The organism is Deinococcus maricopensis DSM 21211 (genome assembly GCF_000186385.1).
In the GTDB taxonomy this organism is placed as follows: Bacteria; Deinococcota; Deinococci; order Deinococcales; family Deinococcaceae; genus Deinococcus_B; species Deinococcus_B maricopensis.
Genome location: NC_014958.1, coordinates 2,756,985 through 2,777,755 on the forward strand (window position 1 = coordinate 2,756,985; position 20,771 = coordinate 2,777,755).

17 protein-coding genes and 1 pseudogene are annotated in these 20,771 nt (G+C 69.9%); 11 read left to right on the forward strand and 7 right to left on the reverse strand.

What is annotated here, in order from left to right:
* Position 1 precedes the first annotated feature (1 nt).
* The 4 genes from DEIMA_RS12925 to DEIMA_RS12940 all read left to right on the forward strand — a co-directional run bounded on the left by DEIMA_RS12925 (position 2) and on the right by DEIMA_RS12940 (position 7,549).
* Positions 2 to 1,714, forward strand: coding sequence for a GAF domain-containing sensor histidine kinase (locus tag DEIMA_RS12925; protein ID WP_043816744.1), 1,713 nt, complete (start codon positions 2 to 4; stop codon positions 1,712 to 1,714).
* A gap of 118 nt (positions 1,715 to 1,832) precedes the next feature.
* Positions 1,833 to 4,532: a diguanylate cyclase domain-containing protein gene (locus tag DEIMA_RS12930; protein ID WP_013557713.1), complete on the forward strand. Its 2,700-nt coding sequence runs from the start codon at positions 1,833 to 1,835 to the stop codon at positions 4,530 to 4,532.
* Between the two features lie 65 nt (positions 4,533 to 4,597).
* Positions 4,598 to 5,620: a tRNA dihydrouridine(20/20a) synthase DusA gene (gene dusA / locus DEIMA_RS12935; RefSeq protein WP_013557714.1), complete on the forward strand. Its 1,023-nt coding sequence runs from the start codon at positions 4,598 to 4,600 to the stop codon at positions 5,618 to 5,620.
* Positions 5,621 to 5,998: 378 nt separating this feature from the next.
* Positions 5,999 to 7,549, forward strand: coding sequence for a S8 family peptidase (locus DEIMA_RS12940; protein WP_013557715.1), 1,551 nt, complete (start codon positions 5,999 to 6,001; stop codon positions 7,547 to 7,549).
* Positions 7,550 to 7,598: 49 nt separating this feature from the next.
* Here the strand turns inward: DEIMA_RS12940 and DEIMA_RS12945 are convergent, their stop codons facing one another.
* Positions 7,599 to 8,642 (reverse strand): M20/M25/M40 family metallo-hydrolase, encoded by a 1,044-nt coding sequence (locus tag DEIMA_RS12945; RefSeq protein ID WP_483459007.1) that lies wholly within the window; start codon positions 8,640 to 8,642, stop codon positions 7,599 to 7,601.
* A gap of 65 nt (positions 8,643 to 8,707) precedes the next feature.
* Between DEIMA_RS12945 and apaG the strand changes: the two genes are divergently transcribed.
* On the forward strand, positions 8,708 to 9,097 hold the full coding sequence (apaG, locus tag DEIMA_RS12950; protein WP_245528323.1) for a Co2+/Mg2+ efflux protein ApaG: 390 nt from the start codon (positions 8,708 to 8,710) through the stop codon (positions 9,095 to 9,097).
* Positions 9,098 to 9,146: 49 nt separating this feature from the next.
* Here the strand turns inward: apaG and DEIMA_RS12955 are convergent, their stop codons facing one another.
* Both DEIMA_RS12955 and mqnE read right to left on the reverse strand, forming a co-directional pair.
* Positions 9,147 to 10,004 (reverse strand): menaquinone biosynthetic enzyme MqnA/MqnD family protein, encoded by an 858-nt coding sequence (locus DEIMA_RS12955; protein ID WP_013557718.1) that lies wholly within the window; start codon positions 10,002 to 10,004, stop codon positions 9,147 to 9,149.
* 89 nt (positions 10,005 to 10,093) lie between these two features.
* The gene (gene mqnE, locus DEIMA_RS12960) at positions 10,094 to 11,233 is read right to left on the reverse strand and encodes an aminofutalosine synthase MqnE (RefSeq protein WP_013557719.1); all 1,140 of its coding nucleotides are present in this window, start codon (positions 11,231 to 11,233) and stop codon (positions 10,094 to 10,096) included.
* A gap of 98 nt (positions 11,234 to 11,331) precedes the next feature.
* On the opposite strand from mqnE, the gene DEIMA_RS12965 reads away from it, so the two are divergent.
* The 5 genes and pseudogenes from DEIMA_RS12965 (at position 11,332) to DEIMA_RS17020 (ending at position 16,085) form a co-directional block, all read left to right on the forward strand.
* Positions 11,332 to 12,309 carry a GGDEF domain-containing protein gene (locus DEIMA_RS12965; RefSeq protein ID WP_169311941.1) on the forward strand — a complete coding sequence of 326 codons (978 nt, stop codon included), beginning with the start codon at positions 11,332 to 11,334 and terminating at the stop codon, positions 12,307 to 12,309.
* A 178-nt stretch (positions 12,310 to 12,487) separates the two neighbouring features.
* Positions 12,488 to 12,595: pseudogene (locus DEIMA_RS18710) on the forward strand (helix-turn-helix domain-containing protein); the annotation flags it as partial.
* Positions 12,596 to 12,798: 203 nt separating this feature from the next.
* A complete protein-coding gene (locus DEIMA_RS12975; protein ID WP_013557721.1) occupies positions 12,799 to 13,323 on the forward strand; it encodes an SRPBCC domain-containing protein in 525 nt (174 codons plus the stop codon).
* 300 nt (positions 13,324 to 13,623) lie between these two features.
* On the forward strand, positions 13,624 to 15,312 hold the full coding sequence (hflX, locus tag DEIMA_RS12980; protein WP_013557722.1) for a GTPase HflX: 1,689 nt from the start codon (positions 13,624 to 13,626) through the stop codon (positions 15,310 to 15,312).
* A 143-nt stretch (positions 15,313 to 15,455) separates the two neighbouring features.
* Positions 15,456 to 16,085 (forward strand): hypothetical protein, encoded by a 630-nt coding sequence (locus DEIMA_RS17020; RefSeq protein ID WP_013557723.1) that lies wholly within the window; start codon positions 15,456 to 15,458, stop codon positions 16,083 to 16,085.
* 53 nt (positions 16,086 to 16,138) lie between these two features.
* Here the strand turns inward: DEIMA_RS17020 and DEIMA_RS12990 are convergent, their stop codons facing one another.
* The 3 genes from DEIMA_RS12990 to DEIMA_RS13000 all read right to left on the reverse strand — a co-directional run bounded on the left by DEIMA_RS12990 (position 16,139) and on the right by DEIMA_RS13000 (position 18,970).
* A complete protein-coding gene (locus DEIMA_RS12990) occupies positions 16,139 to 17,005 on the reverse strand; it encodes an ABC transporter permease (RefSeq protein WP_013557724.1) in 867 nt (288 codons plus the stop codon).
* Positions 17,002 to 17,925, reverse strand: coding sequence for an ABC transporter ATP-binding protein (locus tag DEIMA_RS12995; protein ID WP_013557725.1), 924 nt, complete (start codon positions 17,923 to 17,925; stop codon positions 17,002 to 17,004). Before DEIMA_RS12995 ends, DEIMA_RS12990 begins: the two co-directional genes overlap by 4 nt.
* 97 nt (positions 17,926 to 18,022) lie before the next feature.
* Complete coding sequence (locus tag DEIMA_RS13000) at positions 18,023 to 18,970, reverse strand: aldo/keto reductase family protein (RefSeq protein WP_013557726.1); 948 nt, start codon at positions 18,968 to 18,970, stop codon at positions 18,023 to 18,025.
* 167 nt (positions 18,971 to 19,137) lie between these two features.
* On the opposite strand from DEIMA_RS13000, the gene DEIMA_RS13005 reads away from it, so the two are divergent.
* The gene (locus DEIMA_RS13005; protein WP_013557727.1) at positions 19,138 to 20,439 is read left to right on the forward strand and encodes an MFS transporter; all 1,302 of its coding nucleotides are present in this window, start codon (positions 19,138 to 19,140) and stop codon (positions 20,437 to 20,439) included.
* A gap of 60 nt (positions 20,440 to 20,499) precedes the next feature.
* Here the strand turns inward: DEIMA_RS13005 and DEIMA_RS13010 are convergent, their stop codons facing one another.
* Positions 20,500 to 20,694: a hypothetical protein gene (locus DEIMA_RS13010; RefSeq protein WP_013557728.1), complete on the reverse strand. Its 195-nt coding sequence runs from the start codon at positions 20,692 to 20,694 to the stop codon at positions 20,500 to 20,502.
* Positions 20,695 to 20,771 lie beyond the last annotated feature (77 nt).

The following is a 20,771-nucleotide window of genomic DNA, read 5'->3' on the forward strand; positions in this document are numbered from 1 at the left end:
GGTGAGTGCTTCGGAGTCTCCCCTGTCGCGTACGCCGCTGTCGACGCGCGTGCGCTTCGCGCGGAATTTCCTGCCGGCGCTGATCGTGCTGGTGGTGGTGCTGTACGAGACGGTGGTGGTCCCGCGGTTCGGGCCGCAGGGCGAGCTGCCCGCGCACCTCGCGTTCTACGGCCTGCTGGGGCCGCTGGTCACGTTCTTCACCATCGAGTGGATCGCGGAGGGCATGCGCGCGCGCGAGGAGGCCGAGCGGGCCCTGCGGCACCTGTACGGCGAGCTGAGCGCGTCGCACGAGCAGCTGGAGGCAGTGCAGAACCTGCTCCGTGCCCTGGCGGACGCCGAGGACCTGGAGGCGGTCATGGACGTGGCCGTGAACGGCGCGCGTGGTGCGACCGGCGCGACCGCGGCGCGGCTGAGCGTGGTGGGCGGCCTGGAGCGCCGCGCACACGGGGCGCTGCTGCCGGCCGTCCCGGCGACACTGCACGCGCTGGAGCTGCCGCTGCTGGGCGGGGGCGCGCCCGTGGGCCACATGACGCTGCAGTTCGGCGCGGCGCCCGAGGCGGACACCGTGGCGCTCGCGCAGGCGCTCGCGGCGGAGATCGGCACGGCGTTGGAGTCCGCGCAGAACCGCACGCGCGACCTCGTGACGCTGTATCAAGTGGACCAGTCGATCCGCGCGGAACGCAACATGAGCCGCCTGCTGGAGCGTCTGACGGGCACCATGGCGGAGCGGGTGGGCGCGGCGGCGCGCGCCGCGTACCTGCGGGACGAGGACGGCGTGCTGCGCCTGGTGTGGGCGCGGGACCTGATGGGCCGCACGAGCCTGGGCGGGGCGGTGAGCGCGTTCGCGCGGCGCGTGGCGGAGGTCGGGCAGCCGCTCACGGCGTCGCCGGACGAGGCGGGCGCGACGTTCACGGGCGCGCAGAGCGCGCTGGGCCTCCCGATGCGCAGCGAGGAGGGGCTGGTGGGCGTGATCGTGCTCGGGGACGCCCGCGCCGACGCGTTTGAGGACGCCCGCATTCCGTTGCTGGCGCTGCTGGCGTCGCAGGCGACGCTGGCGGTGCGCAACGCGCGCGCGTACCTGTACAGCGAGGAGTTGGCCATTGGCGAGGAGCGCACGCGCATCGCCCGGGAAATTCACGACGGCGTGGCGCAGTCGCTGGCGTTCTGCGCCATCAAGCTGGACGTGGCAGAGCGGCAGATCGCGCAGAACCCGGAGCGGGCGCAAGAGGAGGTGCGCACGGCCCGCACGATCCTGCGCGAGCAGATCCGCGAGGTGCGGCGGTCGATCTTCGCGCTCCGGCCTATTGATCTGGAGCGGTTCGGGCTGCTAGAGACGGTGCGCCGGTACGTGCAGGATTTCGGGGAGCAGCATGGCGTGCGCACGCACTTGGAGGTGCGCGGTGAGGTGAACCTCGCGCCGGGGGATGAGGCGGTGATGTTCCGAATTCTGCAGGAGAGCCTGAACAACGTGGCGAAGCACGCGCGCGCGCGGGAGGTGCGGGTGGACCTGGCGGGCGGCGGCGTGGTGCGCCTGACGGTCGTGGATGACGGGGCGGGGTTCGACCCGGCGGCGCTGACGGGCCGGGTGTCGAGCGCGGGCGGCCTGGGGTTGACGCAGATGCGTGAGCGCGTGGAGTCGCGCGGCGGCGGGTACAGTGTGACGAGCGCGCCCGGCGCGGGAACGCGGGTGGTGGCGGAGTTGCCGCAGGCCTGACCGGCAGCCGACATGGCCGCCGCTGGTGGTGCCCGGCGCCTGGTTTGAAGTTGGACGGTTGAACGTCCAAACTTACCGCGCGGAGCGGCGAAGTGTGGCAGATTGAAGAGCAGTCCGCATGCTCATGACCCTGCTGCTCAACCTGACGCTGCTGGTGGCGCTGGCGTTTGTCAGCAGCCTGAGCATTCATGATTGGCCGGAGCCGCGCACCCGCCGGGTCCTCACGGCGCGCGCGCTCGTGGCCGGCGCGTGCGCCGTCCTGCTGCTCGCCCTGCCCACCGACGTGCCCGGCGGCGTGCAGATCGACACCAATCAGGTGCCCATTGCGCTGGTCGCCATGGCGTACGGCGCGCCCTGGGGCGCGCTCGCGGCGCTGCCGGTCCTGCTGGCACGGGCCGCCCTGCTGCCCGGTACACTGCCGGTTGCGGCGCTGAGCGCCGCGCTCGTGCTGCTCGTCGCGCACGCTGCGCGGCGCTGGCGCCTGCGGGAACGCCTGCCGTCGTCCGCGGCGCTGCTGCTGGTGCCACTGCTGCTGTTCAGCGTGGACGGCCTGTCCCTGCTGCTCCTGCCAGACGGACTGCACCTGCTGGCGCGCACGTACCTGCCGTTGCTGCTGCTGAACACCGTCGGGTATGCCGCGACGGTGGCGGTCATCGCGGAGCGCGTGAAGGTCCTGAAGGTGCGTTCGCGCTGGCAGGCGGAGGCGCACACCGACGCGCTCACGGGCCTGAACAACCGGCGCCTGTTCACGGCGCACCTGGAGGCGCTGCGGCCCGGCGACCACCTGATCCTGGTGGACGCAGACCACTTCAAGCGCGTGAACGACGTGTTCGGGCATGACGTCGGCGATGAGGTGCTGCAGGGCATCGCGCAGGCGCTGATCACCAGCGCGCCGCCGGGCACGCGCGCGTACCGGCTGGGCGGTGAGGAGTTCGCGCTGATCGTGCCGGGCCGCTCGGGCGCGCAGGCGCTGAAGGTCGCGCAGGCGTGCTGGGCGGCGGCGCGCACGCCCCGCGTGCAAGCCGGGCAGACGCTCCGCGTGACCTGCTCGGTGGGCGTCGCGGACGTCCTGCCCGGCGAGGCGCCCGCCGCGACGTACAAACGCGCGGACGCGGCGCTGTACGCCGCGAAGACCGCGGGCCGCGATCAGGTGGTGGTGGCGCGCGCGGGCCGTCACCATTCGGTGACGCCCGAGGCCTCCGCGCGGACCACCATGATCGTCGTGCCGTCCGCGCCGGCCTCCACGCAGCTGCTGTGGGGCGCGGTGCGCGCCACCCTGGATCTGATGACGCGCGACCGGGACCTCACGCCGGATGATTGGGGGCAACTGCTGTACGCCGCGGTGATGAGCGTGCCGGGGGCGGAGGCGGGCACGCTCGCGGTCCGCGAGGGGGACATGTTCCGGATCGTCGCGCAGTTCGGCACGCCGGGGGAGCAGGTGGGCCTCCGGTACACCGAACACGGCAAGATCGTGTGGCACGGGCACGAGGCGAACTACCGCTCGGGGCGGCCGCGCGTGCTGGACCGCGCCGGGGTGCTGGAGGCCGTGGGGCGGATTGACGCGTCCTCGCGGGAGCGGGGCGTGGCGTTCCCGGAGCCGCTGCGGACGCGACTGCTGGGCGTCCGGTCGTCGCTGATGCTGCCCGTCACGCTCGACGGGGAGGTGACGGCGCAGTTCAACCTGGAGAGCTACTCCAGTGACGACGCGTTCGAGGAGCAGGCCGTGCAGGTCGCGCTGGATTTCGGGCGGCAGGCGAGCGCGCTGCTGGGCGTGCACCGTGACCGCGCGCGTGACCGGGAGCGCCGTCAGGAGCTCGAGGCGATCGCGCGGGTCACGCAGGCGCTGCGGCGGGCCGTGAGCGAGCCGGAGATGCATCAGATTCTGGCGCGGGAGATGCTGCACGTGATGCACACGGAGCACGTGGCGTTCCTCGCGCCGGACGGGCCGGACCTCCTGCGGTCCACGGCGATTCTGGGCGGGTACGCGGCGCACGGTCCGGTGGTGGTGCCGCGCGGTCGGGGCCTGGCGTGGGCGGCGCTCGCGGCGGGGGACGTGCTGCTCAGCCCGGACGTGCAGCAGGACGCGCGGGTGGAGCGCGCGTCGTTCATGGGCGCGGACACGTTGATTGCTGCGCCGCTCACAGACGCGCTGGGCGAGCCGCTGGGGGTGCTGGTGGCGGCGCGGCACGTGGGCCGTCCGTTCCGGCCGCTGGACCTGACGCTCGCGCGGGCGGTCGCGTCGGCGGGTGAGACGGCCATCGAGCGGACGCGGCACCTCACGGCGCTGCGCGGCGCGCACTGGCGGACCATGGAGGTGCTGGGGGAACTGGCGGAGGCGCGCGGAGACGAACCTGCCGGGCATACGGCGCGGGTGTCGCGGCTCGCCGGAGCCTTCGCGGGCGCACTTCACGCCGATGACGGGCTGACGCAGGCGCTCCGGTACGGCGCGGCGCTGCACGATCTGGGGGTGCTGTGCTTGCCGGTCGAGGCGCGCGGGGAGACGCGCGTGCATCCGGTGCGGGGGGAGCAGGTGGCGCGGCAGCTGCCGGGCGTGCCGCCGCTGGCGCTGCAGGTGATCCGGCACCACCACGAGCGGTGGGATGGCCGGGGAACGCCGGAAGGGTTGCGCGGCGAGGCGATTCCGCTGGCGGCGCGGGCGTTCAGCATCGTGAATGCGTACGAGGCGCTGACCGGCGCGGGGCAGCACACGCCGTCGCAGGCGCTCGCGGCGCTGCGCGCGCAGGCGGGCGCGGCGTTCGACCCGCGCCTGGTGGAGCTGTTCGCGGGCGTGGTGGTGCCCGCCACATCGGCAGTCTGAAGCGCGGCGTCAGGTGTGTGAGAGCGGCACGGACGGCCCCGCGCGCGTGGCGCTACACTGCCGGGATGACTGCGCCCGCCCGCCCAGCGCCGCACACGCTGAGTGTCGCGCCCATGCTCGACTGGACCGACCGTCACTGCCGCGCCTTCCACCGCCTGATCACGCGCCATACGCTGCTGTACACCGAGATGATCACCACCGGCGCGATCCTGCATGGGGATGAGGCGCGGCACCTGAGCTTCAGCCCGCAGGAGCATCCGGTGGCGCTGCAGCTGGGCGGGAGCGACCCGGTCGCGCTCGCGGAGTGCGCGCGCCGCGCGGAAGGGTACGGGTACGCGGAGGTCAACCTGAATGTCGGCTGCCCGTCGGACCGCGTGCAGAACGGCCGGTTCGGGGCGTGCCTGATGGCGACGCCGGACGTGGTGGCGCGCGGCGTGGAGGCCATGCGGGGCGCCACGGGTCTGCCGGTCACGGTGAAGCACCGCATCGGCATTGACGACCTGGACAGTTACGAGCTGCTAACGGCGTTCGTGCGGACGGTGGCGGACGCGGGGTGCGAGACGTTCATCGTGCACGCGCGCAAGGCGTGGCTGAGCGGGTTGTCGCCGAAGGAGAACCGGGAGATTCCACCACTGCGGTACGAGGTGGTGCGGCAGTTGAAGATGGATTTCCCGCAGCTGACGTTCGTGTTGAACGGCGGCGTGAAGTCGCTGGATGAGGCGGAGACGCACCTGCGCAGCGTGGACGGAGTGATGATCGGGCGTGAGGCGTACGGGAACCCGTACTTGCTGGCGTTGGCGGACGCGCGCCTGTTCGGGGACGCGCATGTGGTGCCGACGCGCCGTGAGGTCGTGGAGGGCCTGATCGGGTACGCGGAGGAGATGCTGGCGCGGGACGTGTACCTGTCGCGCGTGACGAAGCATGCGCTGGGGTTGTTCGCGGGGCAAGCGGGCGCGCGCGGGTGGAAGCGGACGATCAGTGAGCGGGCGTACCTGCCGGGTGCGGGCGTAGAGGTTCTGCGGGACGCGATGGCGTGCGTGCCGGATGCGGTGCTGGATACGCGGCCCGACGTGCGCGTGCTGGCCTAAGGATAAGTGGAGCTGAGGCGTTCAGAATAGCCTCATAAAAATAAGTCCTGTTCTTGGGTGGCCTTGTGAAGCAAGCCGCCCAAGATGTTGTTTGGTCCGTCTAAGGCAAAAGCCTCATGGATTTTTCAGGTTTGCATAGCACGCGACGACTTGCATAACCCTGCAGAAATAGGTTTTAATCTTTCACCGAATTGTTGATCAAAAACGTCATTTGGAAGGTCAGAGCTGAAGCCAGGATTACAATGTATAAGCCTCATTATCTGTCTAGCTGTATAGTTTTGAGTTTCCAGGACGCCCACCGATACTCCCAGAAGTCAGACCACAGCCTCAACGCCGTCACACACGCCTGACGCACTGTCTTCCTGGGAGGGAACACGCATGCACAAGCAGCTCACCATGACCGGCATCCTCGGCCTCACGCTCCTCCTCGCCGGCTGCGGCAACATGACCGCCCAGACGCCCACCAGCCCGGCCACCACCGCAGTCGCTGGCACCGCCATCCCCGGCGAATACATCGTTGTCCTGAACAAAGGCGCCATCAGCACCGCCATGAGCGCCCAGAACGTCAACGGCCTCGTCACGCAGCTCGGCCTCGACCCTCAGGGCGTCAGCGTGCTGCACGTCTACACCGCCGCCCTGAACGGCTTCGCCGCGAAACTCAGCGACGCCAACCTCGCCAAACTCAAGAGCAACCCCGCCGTCGCCTACGTCGAGCAGAACAAGGTCGTCAAGGCCACCGCCACGCAGACCAACCCGCCCAGCTGGGGCCTGGACCGCATCGACCAGCGCAACCTACCCCTCAACAGCAGCTACACCTACTCCTCCACGGGCAGTGGCGTCACGGCGTACATCATCGACACCGGCATCAACACCACCCACAGTGACTTCGGCGGCCGCGCCTCGTGGGGCACGAACACCACCGGGGACGGCCAGAACACCGACTGCGAAGGGCACGGCACGCACGTCGCCGGCACGGTCGGCAGCACCACCTACGGCGTGGCGAAGGGCGTGAAGCTCGTGGCCGTGAAGGTCCTCGGCTGCGACGGCAGCGGCACCGACGCGGGCGTCATCGCCGGCATCGACTGGGTCGCCAAGAACCACAGCGGCCCCAGCGTCGCCAACATGAGCCTCGGCGGCGGCGCCAGCACCGCCGACGACAACGCCATCGCCAACCTGTACAACAGCGGCGTCCTGCCCGTCGTCGCCGCCGGCAACGAGGACCAGAACGCCTGCAACGTCAGCCCCGCGCGCGCACCCCAGGCCGTCACGGTCGGCGCCACCATGAAAACCGACCGCCGCCCCGATGTGACCAACTGGGGCCGCACGCCCGACGGCAGCGCCCAGGGCAGCAACTACGGCAGCTGCCTCGACCTGTTCGCGCCCGGCGACAACATCCTCAGTACCTACATCGGCAGCAACACCGCCACCGCCACCGAGGGCGGCACCAGCATGGCCAGCCCGCATGTCGCCGGCGCCGCCGCGCTGATCCTCGGCCAGAACCCCACCTACACGCCCGCGCAGATCACCAGCGCCCTGCTGAACAACGCCACCACCGGCGTCGTCACGAACGCCGGCACCGGCAGCCCCAACAAGCTGCTGTACGTGGGCGGCACCACGCCCCCCACGACCGGCGGGACCACATACACCGGCACGCTGAGCGGCACGGGCGCGTCCTCGTACCAGCCCAGCAGCACCGGCTTCACGTACGCGGGCGGCACGCTCACCGGCGCGCTGACCGGTCCGAGCGGCACGGACTTCGACCTGTTCCTCCAGAAGCGCAGCAGCACTGGCAGCTGGACGAAAGTGGCGTCCAGCGAGGGCAGCACCAGCAGCGAGAACGTCACGTACAACGCCGCGAACGGCACGTACCGCTGGCAGGTGTACAGCTACAGCGGCAGCGGCAGCTTCAAGCTCGTCGAGCAGAAGTAACGCAATAAGGGCAGGCGCAGCGTGGCTGCGCCTGCCCTTATTGCGCCGTTCAGCGCGTGTAGTCGGTGCGGTCGCCGCTGCGCTCCACCCACGCCACGATGATGTCGATGCACGCCTGCACGTCGCGGACGTCCACCATCTCACTCGGGGAATGCATGTAGCGCAGCGGGATGCTCACGACGCCCATCGGCACGCCCGCCCGCGTCAGGATCGCCGTGTCCGCGTCCGTCCACGACGCGCGCGGGCTGGCGCTCAGGCTGAACGGAATGTTCTCGTCGCGCGCGGCCGCCTGGAGGTCCCGCAGGATGCCGGGGTTCGTCATGGCGCTCACCGCGAGGTTCGCGCCGCTCCCGAACGGCACGCGGCCCAGTTCCTTCTCGTCCGCGCCGGGCTGGGTGGATTCGTGCGTTACGTCCACGGCAATGCCGGCGCGGGCGCGCAACGCGTACGTCGCGACGAGCGCGCCGTGCGCGCCGATCTCCTCCTGTGCCGTCCCGACCGCAACCACGTGATGCTTCGTGCCGCGCTCGTGCAAGACGCGCACGGCCTCCAGCACGATGAACGCGCCGAGACGATTGTCGAGCGCCTTGCTGGCCAGCTTGTCACCGAGCTGCAGGGGCGGCTGCTCGATGACGGCGACCGTCCCGACCGGGATGCGCGCGCGCACCTCGTCGACCGGCAGGCCCGTGTCCACCCAGAGGTCCTTGATGGTGCTGGCTTTCGTGCGCTCCTCGGCTTCCATCAGGTGAATGGCCTTTTTGCCGACCACGCCGAAGAGGTCGCCGCCGTCCGCGAGCAGACGCACGCGCTGCCCGACCAGCACCTGCGGGTCCCAGCCGCCCAGGGCGCGCACGGCGAGCAGACCCTCGTCGCCCACGTGGGAGACCATCAGGCCGATCTCGTCGAGGTGGCCGAGCAGCACGATGGGCGCCGCGTCTTCGGGGCCAGTGGCCGCGTACGCGTTCCCGAAGTGGTCACGGTGGGTGCGCGCGCCGAACTGCTCGGCGTGACGCGCCCAGACGTCGGCGGCGCGCGTTTCGAAGCCGCTGGGCGCGGCGGCCTGCAGGAGGTCCATCAGGAATGGGGTGTTCACCCGCCGAGTTTACGTCACGTCCCGGTCGGTCCTGCGGGGCGCGCCGGCTGGGGTATGCTGCGCGCGTGCAACCACAACCCGACATTCGCGTGACGGTGCGGACCCTGCATCTTCCGCAGCATTCCCGCCCGGACCGAACGGTGTTCGCGTATTTCGTGCGGATCGAGAACCACGCGGACCTCACGTACCGCCTGACGCGCCGGTTCTGGCGCGTGACCGACGGGCGCGGCGCCGTCACCGAGGTGGAAGGCGAGGGCGTCGTGGGCGAGATGCCGCTGCTCGCGCCGGGCGGCGTGTTCGAGTACGACAGTTTCGTGACCATCGAGGTGCCGCCCGGCATCATGAGCGGACACTACGAGTTTCAGGACGCTTGGGGGGAGCGCGTGCGCGCGCCCATTCCGGAGTTTCGCCTCGACCCGAACCCGGAGGGCGGCGAGCCGCGCCTCCTGAATTGAGGCCAGGGGCCGACCAGAGCAGGTCGGTCCCTGGCTGAGCCGCTGCCGGTCAGGGGCGGAGCGTGTCGGGGTTGGCGAGCGTGAGGGGCGCGTGGCCGGGCACGGCGAGGTCCGCGAACTCCTGCAGGCCCAGGCGGTCCGGCGCTTCGAGATGGTAGCGGAAGTTCCAGAGGTAATGCTGCACGACGCGTTCCGGCAGGCCGAGCTTCGCGGCGTGCCGCGCACTGATGTCCCCGAGGTGCCCGATGCCGCGCCGCCGGGCCATGCGCATGGCCCGCAGCAGTTCCGGGGGGGGCGGGTCGTCCTTGCGGTACGCCCACACGGCGAACACGAAGGGGTGGCCGGTCAGCTCGAACCACTTCTGGGCGAGGTCCGTGACGATCAGGCCGTCCTTCTGGTGCGGTAGGTCCAGGACGCTCACGTCGTCGTGGATGGGGCCGACCGCGTCGTACCACTCGCGCAGGGCGCTGTCGCCGATGCGCAGGACGCCGTCGTACCCAGCGTCCAGCAGGTCGCGGGCGTGCCCTTCGGCGCGCTCCAGGGTGACGTTCAGGCGGCTGTGGCGCAGCAGCACCTCCAGCAGCGCGACGCTGCCGGCGCTCTGCGCGGTCAGGGCGATGCGCGCGCCGTGCAGGTCCGCCCAGGGGCGGCGGTGGAACAGGTTCACGCTGTACACCGCGCCGAGCACGGCGACGCTGAAGTCCGGCAGGGCCGCGAGGGTGTCGGCGTGGCGGATGAATTCAATGATGCTGATGTTCGCGAAGCTGACGCGCCCGTCGAGCAGCGCGGCGTTCATTTCGGTGGGGACGCCGCGCACAGCCGTGACGGTGTCCGGCAGTTCGATGTCGTCAAGGATCGGGGCGACGTTGGTGTAGTGGATCAGGCCGACGGGGTACAGTCGGGTCATGCGTGGACCTCCTTACCGGGCTGCGGGTAGGCCGGTCAGGTGGGCGGCGCGGGGGCGCCGCCCGGGCGGGGCAGATCAGTGGAGCGCGGTCAGTCGGCGGCCTGCGCGGCGCCGAACACCTGCAGCTCGTTGTAGAACGCGTCGCGCAGCACCGGCGTGCGCCCGGCCTGCTGGATCATGCGGATCATCTTCTGCTGGCTGAGGCTCATGGGGCTCTGCGCGCCGGCGGCGTGCGCGATGTGTTCCTCGAGGATGGTGCCGTCGATATCGCTGACGCCCCAGTCGAGGCTGATCTGCGTGAGTTCGCTGCCGATCATCACCCAGTAGCCTTTGATGTGCGGGACGTTGTCGAGGTAGAGGCGCGCGACGGCGAGGTTGCGCAGGTCGTCGAGGCCGGTGGTGTATTCGGTCTTGCCGAGGTTCTGCGCGAGGCTGTTGCCCATCGGCTGGAACGCGAGCGGGATGAACGCGTGCAGGCCACCGCCGAAGTCCGCGAGGGACGCGTCCTGCAGTTCACGCAGGCGATGCATGTGGTCGAGGCGCTCCTCGAGCGTTTCGATGTGGCCGTACAGCATGGTGGCGTTGGTGCGCAGGCCGAGGCTGTGCGCTTCGCGGTGGATCTGCAGCCACTTCTCGGCTTTGACCTTGTTTTTCGCGACCTGACGGCGCACGCGGTCCGCGAAGATTTCCGCGCCGCCGCCCGGCATGGCCGCGAGGCCTGCCGCCTGCAGTTCCCGCAGGACGTCCAGGGTGGGTTTCTTGCTGATCTTGCTGAGGTGCTCGATTTCCGCAGCGGTGAACGCCTTGACCTGCAGGTCCGGGAAGTTCGCGCGGAGCTTGCTGACCATTTCCGGGTAGAAGCTCCAGGGGCGGTTGGGGTGGTGGCCGCTGCTCATGTGCAGTTCGGTGAGGCCCGGGACGTACTTCTCGCGGACCTTCTCGACGACGGTGTCGGCGTCGTAGTCCCAGGCGCGTTCCTCGCCTTTGCGGGCGGCGAAGGCGCAGAAGGTGCAGCCGACGTAGCAGAGGTTCGTGAATTCGAGGCGCATGCTGTGCACGAAGTACGTCTTGTCGCCGTGCAGTCGCTCGCGGGTGAGGTTGGCGAGGCGCATCAGGGTGTTGAGGTCCGGCGTGGCGTAGAGCGTCAGGCCGTCCTGGAAGTTCAGGCGCTCGCCGCGCAGCACTTTGTCCGCGATGGGCGCGAGTCGGGGGTCGCGGGGCGCGATCATGCCCGCATGATACGCCCGGCCCGGGGGACCAACTGTCCCGCTCGTGACGCGCCGCACGAAGTGCAGGGGCGCCCCGGACCCTCCTAGAATGGAAGGTGTTGCGCCGCCCCGCACAGCCCGCCCTGGCCCGCCGCCTGGAACGCTACGAAACCCTCGTGGACCTCCTCGGCGCCCTCGCGGCGGCGCGCCGCACGGAGGACGTGATCGGCGCGGTGCATGAGCAGGCGAACCGCCTGTTCGGCGCGACCATCACGCTGTACGCCGCGCAGCAACCTGACGGGCACTGGCGCGTGCGCCTGCACGAGGGCCGCAGCGTGCAGGACACCACCGCGATTTCCAACCCGGAGGGCCTGCTGGAGCGGGTGTTGCAGGGGCGAGTGGAGTTGATCGGGGACGTCGCCGCGTACATCCGCGAGCAGGGCGCCACTGCCCGGCGCTTGAACCGCAACGCGCCGCCCACGCGCGCGTGGATGGGCGTGCCGGTGCGCGTGCGCGGCGAGACGGTGGGGGTGTTGTCCCTGCAGTCGTATGAGGTGAACCGCTTCACGCCCGAGGACCTGGAGTTCCTGCGGCTGCTGGGGACGCATGTGGCGCTGGCGGTCGAGAACACGCGCTTGCGGGAGCGCCTGGAGCGCGAAGCGAGCACCGACGACCTCACGGGGCTGCTGAACCGGCGCGCGTTTCGCGCGCACCGGGAGGAGGCGCTGCGCCGCGCGGATGTGGGGGGCGCGCCGCTCACGCTGCTGCTGTTGCGGGTGGACGGCATGCGGGACCTGAGCCAGTATGGGCTAAGTATCGGGGATGACGCGCTGGCGCGCGTGGCGGAGCGCCTGCGCGCGCACCTCACGCCGCACGCGCAGGCGTACCGCCTGACGCGCAGTGAGTTCGCGGTGATCGCGGACCTGCCGGAGCCGCAGGCGCGGGTGGTGGCGCACGCCCTCACGGCAGACCTGAACGCGCAGCGCTGGTCGAGCGCGCCGCTGCGCGCGCACGTGGGGGTGGCGGTGTGGAGTTCCGGTCAGGACGCGGACGACTGGTACGTGGCGGCCGATCAGGACGCGCGCCGTCAGGAGTAGCGGCGTCGTTCTCCTGGAACCCATGCTTACGCTTGTCTTTATATTCCTTGACAGGAATATTCCTCTTTTTGCATAATACGGTCAGTCAACCCGACCCCTCATCCCACAGGAGGCCCCTCTGAACGCCGCGACCTTCAGCGCGCTGGCCGAACCGCACCGCCTGCACATCGTCGAGCTGCTGACCGAACAACCCCTCACCGTCGGCGAGATCGCCACCCGCCTGCAGATCCGCCAGCCCCAGGCCTCCAAGCACCTGCGCGTCCTCACCGACGCGGGCCTGGTCGAAGTCACCGCCGTCGGCAACCGCCGCATCTGCACCCTCCGCGCGGCCCCCTTCCGCGAACTCGACGAGTGGCTCAGCGTGTACCGGCACCTCTGGGAAGGCCGCCTCGACCGCCTCGACGACTACCTGCAGCAGCTGCAGCGCCCGCCCGCTCCACCCCCACCCACCGACCGCCACGACCCGTCGTAATGCTCAGGAGGCACCCCATGACCCACAGCGCCCCAACCCCCATGACCTCGACCATCGAAGCCGGCAAGACCCTCATCCTGGAACGCGTTTTCAACGCCCCGCGCGCGCTGGTGTTCGAGGCCTTCACGAACGCAGACCACCTGCGCCACTGGTGGGCGCCGCGCGGCTGGGAGATGCCGTTCTGCAGCGTCGACCTGCGCCCCGGCGGCCAGTGGCACTACTGCATGAAGTGCGTGGACCCTCAGCAGGGCGACTTCTACGGCATGGAATCGTGGGGCCTGGGCGTGTACGGCACCATCGAGGCGCCCACCCAGCTCGTGTACACCGACCACTTCTCGGACGCCGACGCGAACATCAACCCGGACCTCCCGGCAACGCGCGTGACCCTCACCTTCGACGACGTGGACGGCCGCACGCGCGTCACGAACCGCGCCGAATACGACACTGAAGCGGCCCTGCAGACCGTTCTGGACATGGGCATGCTGCAGGGCATCACTGAAACCTGGGACCGCCTCGCCGAGCACCTGAGCGCGCGCGCCTGAAGGCCTGAAGCACCGGCACCGGACAGCCAGCCCCTCTCCCCTGTTCCGCTCCGCCATGCGGCGGATGCGGAACCCCACGGCCACCCTCAGAATGCGTGTATGCGCCTCAAGTAATTGCACACGGTTCGTCCACTGTTCTCGCGCTACGCTGTAGAGCAGTCAACGGACCGTGTTTTTCGCCCGAGCCACCCGGACCGTGTCCGCGTGGCCTGAAGTCAGCACCCTCATTCCATACCAGTAAGGAAGTGAATCAACATCGAGAAAGTCCATGGGAACCTCAGCGGCCTGAAAACCGGGCAAGTGAAACAACTCAGCAACCTGTACCGCCGCCGCATCGAGCCGGGGCGCGTCGGAAGCCCGGAACTCGCGCGGAACCTGTCGGAACTGTCGCACGACATTCGCCGTGAAATCAGCGTCCTGATCGACCGGCGCGGACGCGTCGTGAGTGTCAGCGTCGCCGACGCCAAAGGCGCCGAGCTCCCCAGCGTCCGCATGGGCGAAACGCGCCTCGCCGGCTTCCACCTGCTGCACACGCACCCCAAGGGCGGGCCGCTCAGCAAAGGCGACCTGACCACGCTGTTCATGAAACGCCTCGACGCGGTCGCCGCCGTGGAAGTCAAAGGTGACGGCCTGCCCGGGAACGTGCACGTCGCGCACCTCACCCCGCCCGGCAGCACCGGCGAGGAAGAGGACTGGCGCGTGTACCCGCCCGTCAGCCCGTACGACATCGACGAACTCGACCTCGGCGCGCAGGTCAGCGCCCTTGAAGAGGAAATCGCGCGCGCCTCGACCCTGCGCGAAGCGAAGAAGGACCGCGAGCGCGCCATCCTGGTGCAGATCGACAGCGGCCAGTTCGACGCGGAAGAGCGCCTCGCGGAACTCGCGGAACTCGCCCGCACCGCCGGCGCGGACGTGGCGTACAAGGAACTGGTGTACCGCCGTCACCTGAAGCCCGGCACGCTCGTCGGTGCCGGCAAGCTCGAGGAACTGACCAGCAAGGCGTACCACCTCGACGCGGACGTCCTGGTGTTCGGTCAGGAGCTCAACCCGGCGCAGGCGCGCGAGATTGAGGCCGCCACCGGCCTGAAGGTCATCGACCGCACGCAATTGATCCTCGACATCTTCGCACTGCACGCGCAGGGCGTGGAGTCCCGCCTGCAGGTGGAACTCGCGCAGCTGCGGTACATGAAGCCGCGCCTGCTCGGGCAGGGCACGCAGCTGTCGCGCATCGGGGGCAGCGCAGGCAGCGCCGCCGGCGGCGCCATCGGCACGCGCGGGCCCGGCGAGACGAAACTGGAGCTGGACCGCCGACGCATCAACGACCGCATCGCGTTCCTCGAAGCGCAGCTGCGCGAGGTCGCCACCCGCCGCGGCGAGCGCCGCAAGCGCCGCGAACGCAACGCCATTCCGGTCATCAGCATCGTCGGGTACACGAACGCCGGGAAGAGCACCCTGCTCAACGCGTTCACGCACGCCGCCGAGGAGCCGCGCCGCGTGCTCGCGGAGAACAAGCTGTTCGCGACGCTGCGCCCCACCAGCCGTCAGGGCTTCCTGCCGGGCGTCGGCCCGGTGGTGTTCACGGACACGGTGGGGTTCATCCGGGACCTCCCGACGGACCTCACGCGCGCGTTCCGCAGCACCCTGGAGGAAATCGGCGACGCGGACGTGCTGCTGCACGTCGTGGACGCCGCCACGCCCGGCGCGGACACCCGCCACGACGCGGTCACGCGCATCCTGCAGGAACTGGAGGTCGCGGACCTGCCGACAGTGGTGGCGCTGAATAAAGCGGACGCCGCCGACCCGGACCTGCTGGCGCGCGAAATGGAGCGCCTGCACGGCCTGCCGGTCAGCGCTGCGCGCGAGACGGGCCTGGACGCCCTGAAGGCGCGCCTCGCCGAGGTCGTCGCCGACGTGGACGCGCAGCGCGTGAACGACGAGCACACGCGGGAGGCGAACCTCACCGCCGAGCGTCAGGCGTACGGCTTGTAACCGCGCGTCAGCGAGGGAGGGGCCCACCGTGGTGGGCCCCTCCCTCGTTTGTGGGTGCGGCGCTCTAAAGGGATCATGGGGGTTCGTTCACGTCCCCGGGCGGTGCGGGGGCGCAGAATACGAGCGGTCAAGGGAGGCAAGCTGTGCTGGACAACATCCTGAACACCCTGAAACGTGGCGTGGACCGCGCCCGCGTGCGCGGCGAGGAAGTCACGCAGGCGGCGCGGCTGCGCGTGGAGATTTACCAGCTGAACCGTGACCTGGACGGGCTGTACGCTCGCCTGGGCCGCGCGTATCACGGCGGGGCGGACGTGGCGACGCTCACGCCCATCCGCGAGGAGATCGCGCGGGTGGACGGCGAGGTGGCGGCGCGCGAGCGGCTGCTCGCGGAGCTGAATGCCCGCATGCCGGCGGACGACGTCACGGCAAGCGGCGATGCCGACGTGACCGTCATCACCACGGCGCCGGTAGCGGCGCGCGTGTGGGCCGAGAAGCAGGGCGCGGACGTGGCCGTGGGGAACGCCCCGGCGTTCGTGCCGACAACCTCAGGAGGGGTGAACATGACGAAAGACAACGAGCACGTCGTGCGCGACATTGATACGCCCGCGACCGGCGACCCGGTGGTGGACAACAGCGACCACAAGATGCCGCCCGGCCCGGACCGTGCGGGCGTGGCCTTGGAAGAGGAGCGCGAGCGGGCGTTCCGGCAACCGAACCGCCTGCATGAGGCGGACGTCGTGAGCAAGAACCCGGACCCCAGCTCGCACGAGTGACTGCCCAGAGTAATGGCCCCCAGGCGTTCCTGGGGGCCATTACTCTGGTGAGGTTACAGGTCGCGCCGGCGGAAGGCGAGACAGGCGAGCACGAGGGCCAACAGCATGTACGCGGCCGTCCACAGCAGCGTGCCGACGCTGGGCGGCTGCGTGCCGAAGAACGGAATGAACCCGCCGGACAGGTTGAGGACCTGACGGATCTCTTCGGTGAGCAGGTAGTTGCTGGCGCCCTTCCACAGGTCGTCGGCGGGCATCAGGACGGACGCGACGTGCCCGAGCCGGGTGAGGGTGGGGGCGTCGGTGGCGACGCCGAGCGTCTTGAGGAACCCGCCGGTCCAGCCGATGCCGTACAGCAGGAAGACGCCGATGCCGCTGGCGAGCGTCGTGAAGACGCTGCTGCCGAGGACCGTGAGGGTCAGGAGCAGCAGGGTGCTGAGGACCATCAGGGCGACGGCGGGCACCGGGTCAGGCGGCAGGAAACCGGTGATGAGGTGCGTGCCGAACAGCAGGCCGACACTGAGCAGCACCACGTACCCGGCGTTGATGAGCGCGAAGCCCAGCCAGCGCCCGAGGACGTACTGCTCGCGCGGCACGGGGCGGTACGCGATGGACTGCATGACGCCGCTCTCGATGTCGCCGCTGACGCTGCCGACGGCGCTCAGGACGGCCATCAGGGATGCCAGGAAGTTGACGAGGTACATGCCGAGCAGCGTCATGAAGGCGTACGAGCGTTGTGCCGCGCGGGGCGCGCGGTCCAGGCCCAGTTCGGCGGCGCGTGCCAGCAGGGTGCTTTCGAGCCTGAACACGCCGTACAGGTAGAAGCCGATGAAGATGGCCGTGAGGATCAGCAGGGCCACCACGAGGCGTTTCCGCAGGGCTTCGCGGAGCGTGAGGCCTGCCACCAGCAGGGCGCCCCTCACGCGGCGCTCCCGGAGCGGCCGATGAGGTTCAGGAAGATGCTTTCCAGGTCCGGTTGCTGTGGGACCAGGGCGAGCAGTTCCGCGTGGGCGCTCAGCACGGCGGGCGCGACGCGCGCCGCGAACGCCGGGTCGTGCAGGGTGACGTGCAGGGTGTCCGGGTCGTTCACGGCGGGCGTGACGGTGCCGAGCGCTTCCAGGGCGCGGTGCAGCGCGGGCGTGAGGGGGCGCGCGCGCACGACGAAGGCGGTGCCTTCACCGAGGAGTTCGCGGAGCGTGCCGGCCCGCAGGACGCGGCCGCGGTTCACGAACGCGACGCGGTCGCAGACGGCTTCGACCTCGCTGAGCAGGTGGGAGTTCAGGAACACGCTGGTGCCGTCCTGCTTGAGGGCGGTGATGATCTCGCGGACCTCGACGCGGCCGATGGGGTCGAGGGCGCTGGTGGGTTCGTCGAGGAACACCAGCGCGGGCTGGTGAATGAGCGCCTGCGCGAGCCCCGCGCGTTGCAGCATGCCTTTGCTGAAGCTGCCGAGCGTCTGGCGGGCGCGGCCCGCGAGGCCGACGCGTTCGAGCGCGCCGGGAATGCGGGCGCGCGCGTCGTGGGCACTCAGACCCGCGAGGCGCGCGTGGAAGGTCAGGAACTCCTCGGCGGTCATCCACGTCTGGAAGCGGAACTGCTCGGGCAGGAAGCCCAGTTGCGCGCGCACGGCGCGGGCGCCAGGGTGCCCGCCGAGGACGCGCACGTCGCCGCCCGAGGGGCGCACGAGGCCGAGCAGCATTTTCACGGTGGTGCTTTTGCCGGCGCCGTTCGGGCCGAGGAACCCGAAGGCCTCGCCGCGCCGGACCGTGAGGTTCAGGCCGTCCACGACGTTCACGCCCCGGTACGTTTTGCGCAGCTCGTGCGTCTCTATGGCGTTGTCCACGCCCCTCAGCGTAGAGCCTGCGCGTGAGGACGAACGCCACCCAAAAGGAGGAGGGGCGCCGCGCGGCGCCCCTCCTGCCTTTGGTGGTGAGCGGGCCTTACTCGCCTTTGAGGATTTCGTCGATGCGCGCGGTGATTTCCGGGGTGAGTTTCGCGCCGGCGGCCTTGGCGGTGTCCTCGATCTGCTGGACTTTGGTGGCGCCGGTGATGACGCTGCTGACGCCCGGCTGGCGCAGCGCCCACGCGAGCGCGAGCTGCGCGCGGGTGAGGCCCAGGTCGTCCGCGATGGGCTTGAGCGCGCGGACCTTCTGGCGGTTCGTTTCGTTCACGAACTGCTTCGCCCAGTTCTCGTTGTCGCTGAGGCGGGCGCCTTCGGGCATGCCGTCGTCGTACTTGCCGGTGAGCATGCCCATGGCGAGCGGGCTCCACACGACGAGGCCCACGCCGGCCTTCTCGGTGTACGGCAGGATTTCCTTCTCGACGCGGTCGCGGTACAGCATGCTGTACTGCGGCTGTTCGGTGACGGGGCCGTACAGGCCGTTCGCCTTGGCGAACTCGACGGCCTGCGCGATGCGCGCGGCGGGCCACTCGCTGGTGCCCCAGTACATGGCCTTGCCGCTGCGGACGACGTGGTCGAACGCCATGACGATTTCTTCCATGGGGACGTTGTCGTCGTAGCGGTGCGCGAAGTAGATGTCGAGGTAGTCGGTGCCGAGGCGCTGCAGGCTCTTGTCGATGCTTTCGAGGATGTGCTTGCGGCTGAGGCCGCGGTCGTTCACGTCGTCGCTCATCGGCCAGTACACCTTGCTGCTGATGACCAGGGTGTGGCGGGGGAGTTCGCGGAGGACGGCGCCCATGAGCTCTTCGCTCTTGCCGCGGGCGTACACGTCGGCCTGGTCGAAGAAGTTCACGCCATGCTCGTAGGCCTTGAGGACGATGTCGCGGACCATCTGGTCGTCGTTGACGCTGTGGCCGAAGGTGACCCAGCCGCCGAGAGCGATTTCGCTGACTTTCAAGCCGCTTTTGCCGAGGTTGCGGTATTCCATGGCGGGCACTTTAACAATTCAAGCGCGTGGTCGCGCCAACCGGCCCTCACAATTGCGTCCAGCGGACCTTAAGTCGACCTTCATGATGTTTGTCACTCACGGGGTACTGCCCCGCAAACACGCCCCGCGCCGCCGCGACGCGCGGCACTGCGGCGTATGCTGCGCCCATGACCGCCGGCCCCCTCCGCCGCGCGCGCGACTGGCAGCAACAGACGTTCCGCGCCCTCAGGCACCCCCACTATCGGCGCTACTGGATCTCGCAGCTCGTGAGCCTCATCGGCTCGTGGATGCAGTCCACCGCCCAGTCCTACCTCGTTCTGGAACTCACGAACCAGTCCAGCAGCGCCCTCGGCTGGGTCACGGTCGCGCAGTTCACGCCCAGCCTGCTGCTCAGCCTGTTCGCGGGCGCCATCATCGACCGCGTTCCACGCCGCCGCGTGCTGCTCGCCACGCAGATCACGCTGCTCGGCACCGCCCTCGCGCTCGCCATCACCACGCACCTGGGCGTCATCACGTACCCGCTGGTGCTGGTCATCGCGTTCATCAGCGGCATGGCGAACGCCTTCGACATGCCCGCGCGGCAGAGCATGGTCGTGGACTTCGTGCCGCGCGCGGACGTCCCTAACGCCGTCGCGCTCAACAGCCTGTCGTTCAACGTGAGCCGCACGCTCGGGCAGGCCGTGTTCGGCGCGGTCGCGGCGCTCGGCGTGGGCCTGCTCGCGGGTGGCAACGAGAACAGCGTCACGCGCCTCGCGTTCCCGTTCTACCTGAACGTCGTGTCGTTCCTGTACGTCCTGTACGTGCTCGCCACCCTCCCCTTCCCCGCACGGGAACGCGGGCCGCGCCCGAGCGTGATCCTCGACATCGCCGAGGGGCTGCGGTACGTGCGCGCCACGCCCGCCATCGTGACGACGCTGCTGCTGGTCGGGACGCTCAGCCTGACCATCATCAACTTCAACGTGCTGATCCCGTACTTCGCGCGGGTGGTGTACGGCGTGCGCGAGGCCGGGTTCGGCGCGCTGAACGCGGCGTTCGGCGTGGGCGCCATGATCGGCGCGTTGTGGCAGGCCAGCAAACCCAACCCCGCCCGGAACCTGCGCGTCGGCGCGGTGCTGCTGATCGTGAGCAGCACCGCGCTCGCCCTGACGCCCACCGCCCTCATCGCCGCGCCGGTCCTCGCGGCGTGCGGGTTCAGCATGCTGACGCTCCTGATCAGCGCGAACAGCACCGTGCAGCTCACGATTCCTGACCACCTGCGCGGCCGCGTGATGAGCGTGTACTCGTTCGTGCTGGTCGGCATGGGCCCTCCGGGCGCGCTGCTGGTGAGCCGCTTGATCGACAAGACCGGGCCGTTCGGGCCGCGCGTGGGCCTGGGCGTCATCATCGCGCTGGGGGCGCTGTGCGTGCTGGCGCTGTGGCGGCGCCTGCCCACGCACGTCACGAAGCCCGCCGCGAACCCGGCTGACTGAACTGATCCATGCGTTTCGAGCGGGCGCTCCCGGTGGGGGCGCCCGCTCGTGGTGACGCGTTCAGATGAACAGGGGTTGCTCGGGATCGTCGGGGTTCATGCGCAGCATGGGGCGACGCGTGCGGTTCAGGACGTAGGCGGCGACGCCCACGCCAATCACGATTCCGAGCGTCACCGCGACGAGCGTGGCTGTCTGGTGCTCACGGAACGCCGCTTCCAGGCGCGCCTCCAGGTCGCGTTCTTTGGAGGTGGTCATGCGGCGAGTGTATCAAGTGAACCCGGGCGCGCCAGCCCTGATGGGACCAAGTTCAAGAAAAGCCAAGCCTGCGCGCG